We start from the raw sequence: 13,328 nt of genomic DNA, 5'->3' as shown, positions 1-13,328 counted from the left end.
GCAAAGACAGGCGCCGCGTGAAGCGACGCCTGTCCTGCCGGTCGCGGAGAGGGCCTACCACTTCGCCATGACGTGGCGGACGACCGTGTAATCTTCGAGCGCGTAGAGGCTCATATCCTTGCCGTAGCCGGAGCTCTTCATGCCGCCATGGGGCATTTCATTGCACAGCATGAAATGCGTGTTGATCCAGGTGCAGCCGTATTGCAGCTGTGCGGCAGCGGCCATGGCGCGGCCGACATCCTTCGTCCAGACGGATGATGCGAGACCGTATTCGCTGTCATTTGCCCAGGCGACCGCCTCGTCGACTTCGGAAAAGCGCGTCACGGAAACGACCGGACCAAAGACCTCGCGCTGCACGATCTCGTCCTTCTGCAAGGCGCCGGCGATCACCGTCGGCCTGTAGAAGAATCCCGGCCCTTCGGCCGCGCTGCCGCCGGTGACCGCCTCCATGTGCCCGTGCGACAACGCCCTCTCGACGAAACTCGCCACACGCGAACGCTGCCTTTCGGAAATCAGTGGCCCGATTTCGACGCCCTCGTCCTCCGGAGCACCGAATTTGAGCGTCGAGACCGCATCGGCGAGATCGGCGACGAGCCGGTCATGGATTTTCGGGCCGGCGTAGACGCGGCAGGCCGCCGTGCAATCCTGGCCGGCGTTGAAATAGCCGAAAGTTCGTATGCCTTCGATCACCGCTTCGAGATCCGCATCGTCGAAGACGATCACCGGCGCCTTGCCGCCGAGTTCCAGATGCGTGCGCTTCATGGCACGGCTTGCCGCCTGCAGCACCTTCTGGCCGGTCGCAACGTCGCCCGTCAAAGACACCATCCGCACCCGCGGATGTTCGACGAGCGGTGCCCCCACCGTCTCGCCTCGTCCGGTGACGATGTTGAGGACACCTTTCGGAAAGAGATCGGCGACGAGTTCGGCGAGGAAAAGCGTCGTCAGGGGCGTCTGCTCCGACGGCTTCAGGACGGCGGTGTTGCCCGCCGCAAGCGCCGGGGCGAGCTTCCATGCCGCCATCATCAAAGGATAGTTCCAGGGCGCGATCGAGCCCACGACGCCGACAGGATCGCGGCGGATCATGCTGGTATAGCCCGGCAGGTATTCGCCGGCCGCCATGCCCGGCAGGCAGCGTGCCGCACCGGCAAAAAAGCGGAAGCAATCGACGATCGCCGGCACTTCGTCAGCGAGTGCCGAAGCATAGGGCTTGCCGCAATTGAGGCTTTCAAGGCTCGCGATCGCCTCCGCCTCCTTCTCGATCCGGTTCGCCAGCTCAAAAAGAAGAGCCGAACGCTCGGCCGGTGTGGTGCGTGCCCAGGCCGGGAAGGCTTCCTCTGCGGCGGCAACCGCCGCATCGACCTGTTCGGAGGAGGCTTCCGGGACGACGCAGATCGCCTCGCCCGTGGCCGGGTTGAGGATCATCTCATCGGCGCCCGCACCGGCAACGAACTCCCCTCCAATGAGAAGTTTCGCAGGCAGTCTCGGCGGTAACTTCATGGTCTCACTCCTCCCTTGGAATGGAAATTCACTTGCCTCCCCCTTCCGCAAAGGCGCTCGAACGTGTCGCCCAGTAAGCGGTCAGGATCGGAATGAAGGTGACGGCAATGACGAAAACGGCGACGACGTTCGTGACCGGGCGCTGACGCGGCCGCACCAGCTCCGACAGCATCCAGATCGGCAGGGTCGTCTGTTGGCCGGCGGTAAAGGTGGTGACGATCACCTCGTCGAAGGACAATGCAAAGGCGAGCATGCCGCCGGCGAGAAGCGCCGTCGCGAGGTTCGGCAGAACGACATAGCGGAACGTTTGAAAACCGTTGGCGCCAAGGTCCATCGACACTTCGATGAGACTGCCTGAAGTGCGCCGCAGGCGCGCGACGGCGTTGTTGTAGACAACGACGACGCAGAAGGTCGCGTGGCCGACGACGATCGTCCAGAACGAAAAGGGTATGTCGGCGAGGCCGAAGGCAGAACGCAACGCGATACCGGTGACGACACCCGGCAGCGCGATCGGCAAAATGACGAGAAGGCTCACCGCCTCGCGACCGAAAAATCGAGCCCGACTGACCGCGGCCGCCGCGAGCGTCCCCAGAATGAGCGCCATCACCGTCGCGGTCAGGGCGACCTGCACGGACAGCGTCAGCGCATCCCACACATCCTGCCGCCCCCAGGCGACGGCAAACCATTTGAGCGTCAGGCCCGGCGGCGGAAAGACGTACGATTTGTCCTCCGTCGTGAAGGCGTAGAGGATGATGAAGGCCATCGGCACATGCAGGAACAGGACACAAAAGATCGTTCCAAGCTTCAGGAGGAGGCTCGCCCGCGGCCTTGCGCTGGCCTGACGTCTAGAGCGCATTGAAAGCCCCCAGGCGTTTGGCGATCATCAGATAGGCCGCCATGATGACGATGGGCACGGTCGAGAAAGCCGCCGCCAGCGGCAGGTTGCCGGCCGTTCCTTGATGCAGATAGACCGCCTGCCCGATGAAGAGCCGCGACGAGCCGACGACGCCAGGGATGATGTAATCGCCGAGCGTCAGCGAGAAGGTGAAGATCGAGCCCGCGACGACGCCTGGAAAAGCGAGCGGCAGGATCACCTTGCGAAAGGTCATGCCAGGCCGGGCCCCGAGATCGGCCGAGGCATCCGTCACCGTCCGCGGCACACGTTCAAGTGCCGCCTCGATCGGCAGGATCATGAAGGGCAGCCAGATGTAGAGAAACACCAGGAACATGCCGATATAGCTGACGGAGAGGCTCGGACCGCCGATCACCGGCAATGCCAGGAGAGCGTCGAGAAGCCAGCTCAGCCCGGTATGAGCCGCGATCCAGCTGATGATGCCTTCCTTGGCCAGGATCAATTTCCAGGCATAGAGGCGAACGAGATAGCTCGACCACAGCGGCAGCATCACCGCGAGATAGAGAAGCCCCTTGATGCGAGGGCCGGCATAGCGCGCCATGTAATGCGCCAGCGGAAAGCCGATGATCGCGGCACCAACGGTCACGCACGCCGCCATCGTCACGGTGCGCATGATGATGTCGAAATTGGCGAGGGTGAAGAGCTGCTTCCAGGTCGCCAGCGTCAGCTCGTATTTCACCATTCCGGTGAAGGGATCGATGGCGAAGAAGGAGTTGAGCAGCAGCGCAAACAGCGAGCCGACATAGACGATGCCGAGCCAGAGGAGCGGCGGCAGAAGAAGCAGCAGGAGAAAGATGCCAGGCCGGCCATAGAACCAGCGCGAGATACGCCGGCCGATCCCCGCAGCGGCATCGCCGGACGGTGTCGGCAGCGTCTCAGGCGAAGAGACGGATGGGCCGGTCATTTCAGCGCCTGCGTCGTGCCCTTCGCCCAGGCGAGGCGGACTGGCGTGCCGACAGCAAAAGCGTTGTCGCCGGTGAGAACATTGGGCGAGGTGACGAGAAGCGCCGCCTCCTCCACGCCGTCAACGGCGATGCGGTAGCGCGTGGCGGCACCGATGAAATTGACCTCTCGGATGGTGGCGGCGATCCCCTCCCCGTCGCGCGACAGAACGATCTTCTCCGGTCGGATCGAGACCGGCTGAGAATTGCCGAAAAGCCGTTCGGCGAGAGGCCCTTCGACAATGTTGGAGGCCCCGACGAAAGACGCGACAAAGCGGGTCAGCGGGCGGTCATAGACCTCCTGCGGCGTACCGATCTGCTCCACGCGCCCCTTGTTGAAGACGGCGAGACGATCCGACATCGACAGCGCCTCCGTCTGGTCGTGCGTGACGAAGACGAAGGTGATGCCGACCTCGCGCTGCAGCTCCTTCAATTCCACCTGCATCTCTTCGCGCAGTTTCTGGTCGAGGGCGCCAAGAGGCTCGTCGAGAAGGAGGACGCGAGGGCGATTGATGAGAGCGCGGGCGAGCGCCACACGCTGCCGCTGGCCGCCCGAAAGCTCGATCGGACGCCGGTGCCCGTAGCCTCCGAGGCGGACGAGTTCGAGCATCTCTTCCGCCTGTTTGCGCCGCGCTTTCTTGCCGACGCCGCGCACCATCAACCCATAGGCCACGTTGTCGGCGACACTCATATGCGGGAACAGGGCATAGTCCTGAAACACCGTGTTGACGTCGCGCTCGAACGGCGGCAGCCGGGTGTCGTCTTTCCCATGAATATAGACATGGCCCGACGTCGGATATTGAAAGCCGGCGACCATCCTGAGGCAGGTCGTCTTGCCGGAGCCGGACGGCCCCAGAAGGGTGAAGAACTCTCCCTCGGCAATATCGAAAGTCACGTCGTCGACGGCGATCACGGAGCCGAACATGCAGGTCACGTGATCGAAGCGCACCTCGGCTTGCATCTTCTATCCCTGGCGCGAAATGGCGGAGGACGACCGGCGCGCCGCCTCAATAGGCGGAGCGGCACGCCGGCTATGCGGGTCGTTCAACGGCCGCCGAGAACGGCGATGTAATCGGAGACCCAACGATAATAAGGGACGCAGCTCTCCTGGCTGTCGCATTCGGCCCTGGGCGTCCGCCAGAAATGGATCTCGTCGAACTTGCCGAAACCGTTCGTTTCGCAACCTTTGTCGCCGAGGAGCTCGTTGCCCTCGCAAGCCGCGGGAACGGATGGATTGGCGCCGAACCAGGCGGCAACGTCACCCTGCACCTTCTTGTCGATGGAATGCTCCATCCACTTATAGGCGCAGGTCGGATGCGCGGCCTCCGAATGCATCATCGTCGTATCGGCCCAGCCGGTCGCCCCCTCTTTCGGGATGACGCTCTCGATCGGCTGGTTCTCCGATTTAAGGAGGTTGACCTGGAACGGCCAGGAACTGGACGCGGCCACGCCTTCATTGGTGAAATCGTCGATCTGCACGAAGGCGTCGTGCCAGTAGCGGTTCACCAGCTTGCGCTGCTCGCGCAGAAGCTCGAGCGCCGCCTTGTACTGATCTTCGTTGAGCTCGTATGGATCCTTGATGCCGAGTTCCGGCTTGGTGCTCATCAGATAGAGCGCGGCATCGGCGATATAGATCGGCCCGTCGAATGCCTGGACGCGACCCTTGTTGGTTTTGCCGTCCGGCAGATCCTGCTCCTCGAAGACGACATTCCAGGAAACGGGCGGCGAATCCTTGAAGACGTCGGTGTTGTAGGCGAGCACGTTCGGGCCCCATTGATAGGGCACGCCGTAATGCTTGCCCTCGACGGTGTGCCAGGGCGCATCCTTCAGCCGATCGTCGAGGCTGTCCCAGGAGGGAATGAGTGCGGTGTTGATTTCCTGGACGCGCCCGCCGGCGATCAGGCGCAGGGAGGCATCGCCCGAGGCGGTGACGAGGTCGAAGCCGCCCTCGTTCATCAGCGCCACCATTTCATCGGAGGTCCCGGCGGTCTTCACATTGACCTTGCAGCCGGTCTCCTTCTCGAAGGCACTCACCCAATCATAGGCGGCATCGCTTTCGCCGCGTTCGATGTAGCCCGGCCAGGCGACGATATCGACCTCGCCTTCCGCATCGCCGAGCTCTTGCAGCGGCTCGGCAAAGGCCGGGCCCGCAGCCAGAACAAATGCGGTGGTCGCTGCCACCACTCGACGGATTCTTTTCTCGCGCATGACGTTGCTCTCCCCTCTTTGAGCCGCGCCGCTATCGGCAAGAGGAAGCTAATCGGAAATCTTTCGCGGTGAGAAATATGAAAAACTAAGCGAGCCTATGAAAAAAATCGAACGGTCTGTCGCCATGCTCATCGCGCTCATTTTTAAGGCAGCGTGCCAGAGCTGTTATCGACCCGGCCGCGACTGGCGGGCGCGCAGCTTTGCCTGCTCGCGCGCAAGCTCGATGAAGGCTCGCGCCGGCTCGGGCAGAAGGCTTCCCTTCCGCCAGATGAGGCCGATATCGATCGTCGGAAACACCTCCTTCAAAGGGCGAACCTCGACGCGGTCACCCTCGAGCGACCATGGACGATAGGTCATGTCCGGCAGAACGGCGAGGCCGATCCCGGTGCCGACGAGCGAGCGGATCGCCTCCACCGAACTCGTCCGCAAGACGGTGCGCGGCTTGATGCCGGCCTCGCGCCAGTGCCTCTGCGTGATGGCGTGCATGTCGTCTGTGGTGAGCTGCACCAGAGGCTGGTCCGCGAGATCGCTGAGCGAGGGCTCATCGAGCGCCAACAGCCGATGATTGGCCGGCAACCAGACGAGATAGGGCGAACGCAGCAAGGTATCGCTGGCGAGCGCATCCCGATTTGACAGCGCCGAGGAGATGAGAAGGCCGACATCGATCTCGCCGCCGATCAAGAGATGCTCGAGGAAGCGCTGCTGGTCTTCCACGACCTTGACGTCCACCTCCGGATAAACGCGCTGATAGCGCGCCAGAAGGTCAGCGAGATAATAGCCTGCGACGAGCGCCGTCACACCGATCGTCAAGGTCCCGCCGCCCGTTGGCTCGCGAACCTTGAGCGCGCGCCCCGCATCGGCCACGACCGCCATAATGCGTTCCGAGTGGCGCAGGAATTGGTGGCCCTCCTGAGTCAGCACCATGCCGCGCGGCGTGCGCAGGAAGAGCGCCGCCCCCACTTCCTGCTCCAGCTGCTTCAATGCGACGGTGATCGCCGATTGCGAGATATGCAGATCGCGCGCTGCAAGCGACACCGACTGGCCGCTGGCGACAGCTATGAAATAGCGCACCTGCTTCAGCGTGATGTTCATGCGGGCTTGCCATGCTCGAACGCGGGGATCGGAGAGTAGCGCAATTGGCGCAACGAAAGCGATCCGCTCGCAAGCCACGTATGGCCATGGCTCACAAGGAGCGAGCCGCGGAGGGTTCCGGCATCGGCAATCCCCACGATGAACCGCCTAGAGGAGCCTAAAAACCGGTCGGAATTCCGTTTGTGAGTTCAGAACCTAGACCGCAAATACAGGCCGCTCGTCTCCAGTTGTGGTGCCGGTTGCGGCGAGACACCAGGCAAGCACTGCGTCGTGATGCGGCGGAAGCATGGTTGCGAGGCCATCTGCAAAAGCCTCGAACTCGGGCCGGTTGAGCTGGTTGACGCCGACGAGGACGGGGACGCCAACGCTGAGCGCCGTCCCAATGGTTGCGGCAAAGCCGTGTCCTTCGGCCTCGCGCTTGCCGAACTTGTTGATGAGGAGAAGGTCGAGCCCGCCCTTTTCCAGGATCGCCTCGACGCCTGCCACAGCGGTTTCGAGCGCGCCGACATCGAGGCGGCAGCCGCGCGCCCCGTCGCCGCGATCCTGGCTGATACGCAATGTCGGGCCGTCAGGCAGAACGGTGAGATCCATATCGCAACGCGTCCGAGCCGCACGTTCGGGGTTCGACTGGACGACGCCAGTGATACAAAATCCGCGCGCCGCGAGATCGCGGGCAACGGCCCTCAACAAGAGGTCGGTGCCTCCGCGGCCTTCGACATGCACGGCCGCCATGGGCGGAACGGCCTCCTCGGTCATGACCTCCTCCCGCCGCGCAAACGGGACGGACGCCCCCACCTCGCCTCAGAAAAAGGCCAACAACATTCCTGCCCCAGAAGTAGAAACATATTTTCTATCAACCACTAAGCGATCTTGTTTCACGTCTGGCCATTTTTCTGAGCGCCCTAACTGTGACCCTTGAATGCCTGCATTGCAGCAGGCCAACCGGCCGGAAGGATTCCCACCCATGACCACGCTTCGCTCATTCGGCACCGCGGCCGCCACCGCATTCGTTCTCTCCATGGCCTTGCGCAGCGTAGCGCTCGCCTACGACCTGCCGCCGGCGCCGGCGCAGGACGAGAATTATGTCCAGGCCAAGAGCAAGGACGAGCCCGCTCCTGGCCCTGCCGGCCCGCTCCCCGACACACTTCACGCAGCCTGGTGCTCCGGGCGCTACAAATCCTACGATCCGCAGACGGACACCTTCGTCAGCGACAACAATTTCAAGCGGAAATGCGTCTCGCCCTATAGCGAGGAAGAGAGCGGCGAAGCCAATTGACGGGTTGTCGACTGACGACCGATCAGGAAATAGCGGCGCGCATGCGCGCCGCCGAACTCTCTTCTTAATCGCCGGCTCTATGAGCCCCTGCCGTGTGAGGCAGATGAGATGGACCGCGCGGCGGGTACCAGAGGCCTACAGCGCGGTCTTGCTTTTTCACGCTGCGTCGGACCCGTTCAGGTCTTCGAGGCGTCTTTCTGGGCTGCTGGCTCGCTGAAGACCATGATCTCCGGAACAGGCCCCTCGAACTTCTCCACCTCGGCCACGGCCGTCTGTCCGCAATTTCCCTGCGCCAGCTTGGAGGTGCCAATGCCGACGGTGAGATTGTTGACGTCGCCGTAGCGGCAAAGGCTACCGGGCGTGCGCGGATCGACAGGATCGAACCAGCCGCCCTCATTGATGCGCACGACGCCCTTGCGGATCACGTCGGTGACGACGAGACCTGCGAGGATCTGGCCACGGTCGTTGAAGACGCGCACGATGTCGCCATCGACGAGGCCGCGCGCGGCCGCATCCTCCGGATGGATCCAGCAGGGTTCGCGTCCCTTGACGGCATAATCCTCGCGCAGCGAGGTGCCGCAGAGCTGCGAATGCAGGCGCTTCACGGGATGGTTCGCCGCAATGTGCAGCGGATATCGGGTGGTCGGGCCGTCCAGCCGTTCCACCGGCTCCATCCAGCTCGGATGCGGCGGGCAGTCGTCGTAATGCATCTTCTCGATGTTGCGCGAAAAGATCTCGATCTTGCCGGACGCCGTGCCAAGTGCGTTGAGGAGCGGATCGGCGCGGAAGTCGGCATAGCGGACGAAATTCTTCTGCTCGTCGAGGAGCGGGAATTCGAGCGCTTCGTCGCTATCCCAGAAGGCATCGAAGACCGGCATCTCCATGCCCTTGGCGCGAGCCTCGATCATCGCGGCCTCGTAGAAGCCGCGGATCCAGTCCATCTCCGTCTTGCCCTCTGTATATTCGTAGCCTTTGCCGAGCTTGTGGGCGATCGCCGTGAAGATGTCGTAGTCGGTGCGCGATTCGAACACCGGGTCGATCAGCTTCTTCATCGGCACGATGTGGCTGAGCGCATAATCGCCAACCTGCGAGATGTCGTTGCGCTCGTAGGAGGTGGTCGCCGGCAGAACGATGTCGGCATGCCGCGCCGTCGCCGTCCACTGGAAATCATGGACGATGAACGTCTCGAGATTGCGCCAGGCGCGCACCATCTCGTTGCGGTCCTGGTGATGCGAGAACGGATTGCCGCCGACCCAATAGGCGAGCTTGATCGTCGGCAACTCGATCTCGTGGCCGTTGAAATCCATCTTCTTGCCCGGATTGAGCAGCGTCTCCACCAGGCGCGAGACCGGGATGGAGGCCGTGCCGCCGCCGGCCAGCCAAGCCGGCTCGCCGACTGCAACCGTACCGCCGCCCGGCTGGTCCGACATGGCGGTGAGAATCGGCGAATTGTGCGTCGGCGCCCCGCCCGAGGCATAATGGTAGCTCAAGCCGTAGCCGCCGCCAGGCAGCCCGATCTGCCCGAGCATCGACGTGAGCGTGATCAGCATCCAATGGACCTGCTCGCCGTGGTGCTGGCGCTGCGTGGAATAGCCGAGGGCCAGCATGGTGCGGTGACTGGCGAAGCGACGCGCCAGATCCTTGATGGTGTCGGCTGGGATCTCGCAGATAGCCGACGCCCATTCGGCGCTCTTCGGCTGGCCGTCCACCTCGCCGGTCAGATAGGGCAGGAACTTGTCGAAGCCGGTCGTGTACTTGTCGAGGAAGCCCTGGTCGTGCAGCCCTTCGCTGTAGAGCGTATGGGCGATGCCGAGCATCATGGCGACGTCGGTCTGCGGCCGCGGCGCGATCCATTCGGCGTCGAGGCGCTGCGCCGTCTCAGTGCGAACCGGATCGATGCAGATGGCCTTGGTGCCGGCCTTCTTCAGAAGATCGACGCCGACGAACGAGCCGTGATCGGCAACCTGCCAGCAGATCTCCGAATTGCGCAGCGGATTGGCGCCCCAGAAGACCATGAGCTCGGTGTTCTCCGCCAACACCGGCCAGGTCGTGCACTGCTCGTAGACCTCGATGGAGCCGACGACATAGGGCAGGATGACCTGGGCGGCGCCGGTCGAGTAGTCGCCCGAGCTGTTGGTGAAGCCGCCATTCAGCTTGAGGAGGCGGCGCAGCAGCGTCTGGCAGTTGTGCATCTTGCCGGGGCTCTTCCAGCCGTAGGAACCGCCGAAGATGCCCGTCGGGCCATACGTGTCGCGCACGCGCACCAATTCGTTGGCGACGAGTTCGATCGCCTTCTCCCAGCTCACGCGCACGAAATCGCCGGTGCCGCGGCCTTCGGGATCGGCACCCGGACCCTGCTCCAGGAAGGCGCGCCGCACCATCGGGTACTTGATGCGCGTCGGCGAATAGATCGAATCGAGCACGCCCGGCAATTGCGGCGAGGGAAAGGGATCCTTCTCCCAGGGCGTGAGCGCGGTCAGACGGCCATCCTCTTTGTGGCCGCGGAAGACGCCCCAATGGCACGCCGAGATGGTGTCCTTGCTCGCCGACTGCGCCAGTGCGCCCTTGGTGAGAAGCGAGGAGCCGGCCATGCCGAGGGCGCCGAGGGCCGCCGCCCCCTGCAGGAAATGACGGCGCGAGACGGCGGGGCGCTGGGGGGTAGAGGTGGTGGACATGGAGTTCCTACCTTTTCGCAGAACGCTTTCGGGGAGCGGCCGAAAGCGTCTAATGGCATGAAAGGGTTCTGAGAAACCCTGCGAGAATGAGGCCGGCAGCACCGTAAAAGCCTTCGGGATCGGCTTTCGCAATTGCTTCGGCGAGCGGCGGCACCCAACCATTGAGGCGCTGTGCAAGGGCTGCGGCCATGACGCCGTCGCCCTGGCGCATCGCCGCGGCGAATGCGGCGAGCTCGATCGAAAGATGGTCTGCCGGTTCCGGGCAAGCTTGGCCGACCGCCACGTCGAGGTGACGGAGCACCGCCTGCATCTCCGCGAAGGGTTCTTGAAACAGGCGGTGGCCGCCGCGTGTGGCGCTTTCGTAAAGCGCGATCGTTTGCGGTCCGCCGAGGCCGTCGAAAAGCCGCGTATATTGGCGCGACAGCTCTCCGGCGACGGCATGAGCCTCGCCCGAGGCAAGCACCGCATCGAGGCGGCGGCCGGCTTCCGGGCAGCCAAAAGCCTCGGCGATCTCAAACAATAGCGCCGCGGCGGGCCCGGAACGGTAGGCTTCGATCGCGCCCTCATCGAGCGGCGCGATGAAGAGACCGCTCAGCCAGTCGGCGACGAAGATCGTCTCTTCGTCGCGACCGAAGCCGGGCGCCGACGCTTCGTGCGCGCCGGGCCGCGTGGTGCCGAGATCGGTCAATGCGCCTCCTCCGCCGCAGCGGTATCCTTCGCATGGTTCTGCAGATAGGCGAGAAGCAGGCGATATTCGTCCGGCGCAAGCGAGGTGAAGCGCTTCATCGCCCCGAGCGTGCCGATCCACTGATTGGCGAGAAAATGGCTGGGCTCAGGCAGGGTGTGACACGCCGCGCAGGTGCTGTTGAAAAGGTTGGACGTGAACTGCCACATCTCCGGCTGGTCGACGAGTACGCCATCGACTTCGGTCCAACCCTTGAGGCTGACCTTTGTCCAGGTCTGCTCCGTATCGGGATCGACGACGGACTCTCCCTTGTCGAGAGCTTCGATGGCGCTGTCGGCGAGGACCGCCTGCATGATACGCTGACCCTTCTGGGCGTAGACGACCGAATCGGCGCCCTCCATCTGCCAGCCTTCGAGCGCGACCTGGACCTTGTCGCCGTCATGTCCGAGGACGTGCAGCTCGGTGCCGCCCAGGAACTTGCCATCTTCGGAGCCTTCCGCCGAGGTCTCGGCCGCACCGACATTGGCAGGATCGAGGAAGAACGACTTCGTGTGCATCACGTAGACGGTGTTCGCTTCTTCCACGGCATTTTCCGAGGACGTCGGGAAGACGATTTCCTTGGCCTTGGCCTCCGGCAGCATGACCACCTGGCTGGTGTGGTTCGGTTCAGGCTGGCCTGGGGCCGGCCGGTCGACGGGCTTGATGCTCTTCAGATAGACGGCCATGGCGTAGCGGTCGGCCGCAGACATCTGCGAGGTGTTGGCGATCACCTCCTCCATGTCGCCACCCGCTCGCTTGTTGATCGGGCTGATGCCCGTGAGCAGGTAATTGGCGGTGGAGTTGACTGACCAGAAGCCGATCCCGGTCTCGTCGGGCGAAATGTTCGGGAAATAGCCGTTACCTTCCGGTGTCGGGCCACCGCCGTAGCGCAGATCGTCAGGGATATTGCCCATGAAGGTGCGCGGCGAATGGCATTCGGCGCAATGGCCCGGACCCTCGACCAAATATTGGCCGCGCGCGCGGATCGCTTCCGGAGACGCGTCGATGACGACTGGCTTCATCGGGTCTGCCTCGTTCTTGGCGACCTTGAGCGCCTTGGTGCTCGTCGGCGCCGAAGCCTTGCCGTCGAGGAAGACCAGGCGCCACACGCCGACGCCGCGGCGGATATTGAAGGGGAACTTCAGTTCATGGTCCGGCACGTCGCTCGCCACCGGCTTAAGCGACTTGATGTAGGCGAAGAGGTCGCGAACATCGTTTGCCGACATCCTCTGATAGGAGGTGTAGGGGAAGGCCGGATAGAGGTTCTGGCCGTCTGGCAGGATCCCGCCGGGACCTACCCCCTCGCGCATGGCGCGAGTGAATTCGGCGAGCGTCCATCCGCCGATCCCATGTTCCGGATCGGAGGAGATGTTGGGCATGTGGAACAGCCCGAATTCGGTATCGAGCTCGCGGCCGCCGCCAAGGAGGAGCGGATCGTCCTGCCTCGGCGAGGCATGGCAGGTGGCGCAGTCGCCAGCCAGGAAAAGTGTGCGGCCGTTCTTGAGATCGGCAGGGCCGGCATCGGCAACATCGCGTTCCGGATGCGTCAGCGACCAGGTCACGGGCGAGGTGAGGACCAGGAAGCCCACGAGGCCGGCGACCACGACGATCGCGACCCCGATGGAGAGAGTTTTGGCGAATTTGCGGGGGTTCTTCAACGCGATCTACCTTGTTTGGCTTCGGACGGGGCCATTGGCGGGACGAGATGCGCCCGGCGGCGGAGTGCGACGCTCGGTCGGCACGAAAACAGCGCATCGCAAATGTATCTGTCCATTTTTACGGAAGTTCCGAGAGTAACGGAAAACATGAACGATGGTCGCGGCCGAGCAGAACGTAAGTTTAGCGGCATGCACCCACCATGCCTTTGATTTGTATCAATCGGCGCATATCGCACATACCCCTCCTTGTCCTCTCGTACCGCTCAACTTGGTGATGTCCTGTACGACACCCCTGTCGGACGCGTCGCACCTTCCCTGCCCGAAGCGGTGGGCGCCCTGCCTGG

Annotated in this window: 11 protein-coding genes; 1 reads left to right on the top strand and 10 read right to left on the bottom strand. The window is 63.4% G+C overall.

The features are described from left to right. Window positions 1-54 precede the first annotated feature (54 nt). The 7 genes from BLP76_RS16595 to BLP76_RS16565 form a co-directional block, all read right to left on the bottom strand. A complete protein-coding gene (locus tag BLP76_RS16595) occupies window positions 55-1,479 on the bottom strand; it encodes a gamma-aminobutyraldehyde dehydrogenase (protein ID WP_200170606.1) in 1,425 nt (474 codons plus the stop codon). A gap of 46 nt (window positions 1,480-1,525) precedes the next feature. Then, entirely contained in the window at window positions 1,526-2,353 is an 828-nt protein-coding gene (locus BLP76_RS16590) for an ABC transporter permease (protein ID WP_092816008.1), read from the bottom strand. After that, a complete protein-coding gene (locus BLP76_RS16585) occupies window positions 2,343-3,314 on the bottom strand; it encodes an ABC transporter permease (RefSeq protein ID WP_092816006.1) in 972 nt (323 codons plus the stop codon). Before BLP76_RS16585 ends, BLP76_RS16590 begins: the two co-directional genes overlap by 11 nt. Continuing rightward, the gene (locus BLP76_RS16580; protein WP_092816004.1) at window positions 3,311-4,312 is read right to left on the bottom strand and encodes an ABC transporter ATP-binding protein; all 1,002 of its coding nucleotides are present in this window, start codon (window positions 4,310-4,312) and stop codon (window positions 3,311-3,313) included. The genes BLP76_RS16585 and BLP76_RS16580 overlap by 4 nt, the downstream gene beginning before the upstream one ends. A gap of 83 nt (window positions 4,313-4,395) precedes the next feature. Then, window positions 4,396-5,559, bottom strand: coding sequence for an ABC transporter substrate-binding protein (locus BLP76_RS16575; RefSeq protein WP_092816003.1), 1,164 nt, complete (start codon window positions 5,557-5,559; stop codon window positions 4,396-4,398). A 165-nt stretch (window positions 5,560-5,724) separates the two neighbouring features. Next, window positions 5,725-6,651 (bottom strand): LysR family transcriptional regulator, encoded by a 927-nt coding sequence (locus tag BLP76_RS16570; protein ID WP_092816001.1) that lies wholly within the window; start codon window positions 6,649-6,651, stop codon window positions 5,725-5,727. Window positions 6,652-6,846: 195 nt separating this feature from the next. Further along, entirely contained in the window at window positions 6,847-7,407 is a 561-nt protein-coding gene (locus tag BLP76_RS16565; protein ID WP_200170602.1) for a DUF2478 domain-containing protein, read from the bottom strand. Between the two features lie 208 nt (window positions 7,408-7,615). Between BLP76_RS16565 and BLP76_RS16560 the strand changes: the two genes are divergently transcribed. Next, window positions 7,616-7,927, top strand: coding sequence for a BA14K family protein (locus BLP76_RS16560; protein WP_170130536.1), 312 nt, complete (start codon window positions 7,616-7,618; stop codon window positions 7,925-7,927). Between the two features lie 176 nt (window positions 7,928-8,103). On the opposite strand, the gene torA is transcribed toward BLP76_RS16560, so the two are convergent. Genes torA through BLP76_RS16545 form a run of 3 tightly spaced genes read right to left on the bottom strand, consistent with a single transcriptional unit; the run spans window position 8,104 to window position 12,984 of the window. Further along, the gene (torA, locus tag BLP76_RS16555) at window positions 8,104-10,602 is read right to left on the bottom strand and encodes a trimethylamine-N-oxide reductase TorA (RefSeq protein WP_092815998.1); all 2,499 of its coding nucleotides are present in this window, start codon (window positions 10,600-10,602) and stop codon (window positions 8,104-8,106) included. Between the two features lie 49 nt (window positions 10,603-10,651). Further along, complete coding sequence (locus BLP76_RS16550; protein ID WP_092815996.1) at window positions 10,652-11,290, bottom strand: TorD/DmsD family molecular chaperone; 639 nt, start codon at window positions 11,288-11,290, stop codon at window positions 10,652-10,654. Continuing rightward, a complete protein-coding gene (locus BLP76_RS16545) occupies window positions 11,287-12,984 on the bottom strand; it encodes a c-type cytochrome (RefSeq protein ID WP_092815994.1) in 1,698 nt (565 codons plus the stop codon). Before BLP76_RS16545 ends, BLP76_RS16550 begins: the two co-directional genes overlap by 4 nt. Window positions 12,985-13,328: the final 344 nt, after the last annotated feature.

The organism is Afifella marina DSM 2698, from assembly GCF_900102695.1.
GTDB classification, from domain to species: domain Bacteria; phylum Pseudomonadota; class Alphaproteobacteria; order Rhizobiales; family Afifellaceae; genus Afifella; species Afifella marina.
Note: the sequence above shows the minus strand (reverse complement) of the source record. Positions and strands in the feature narration are given on the sequence as shown.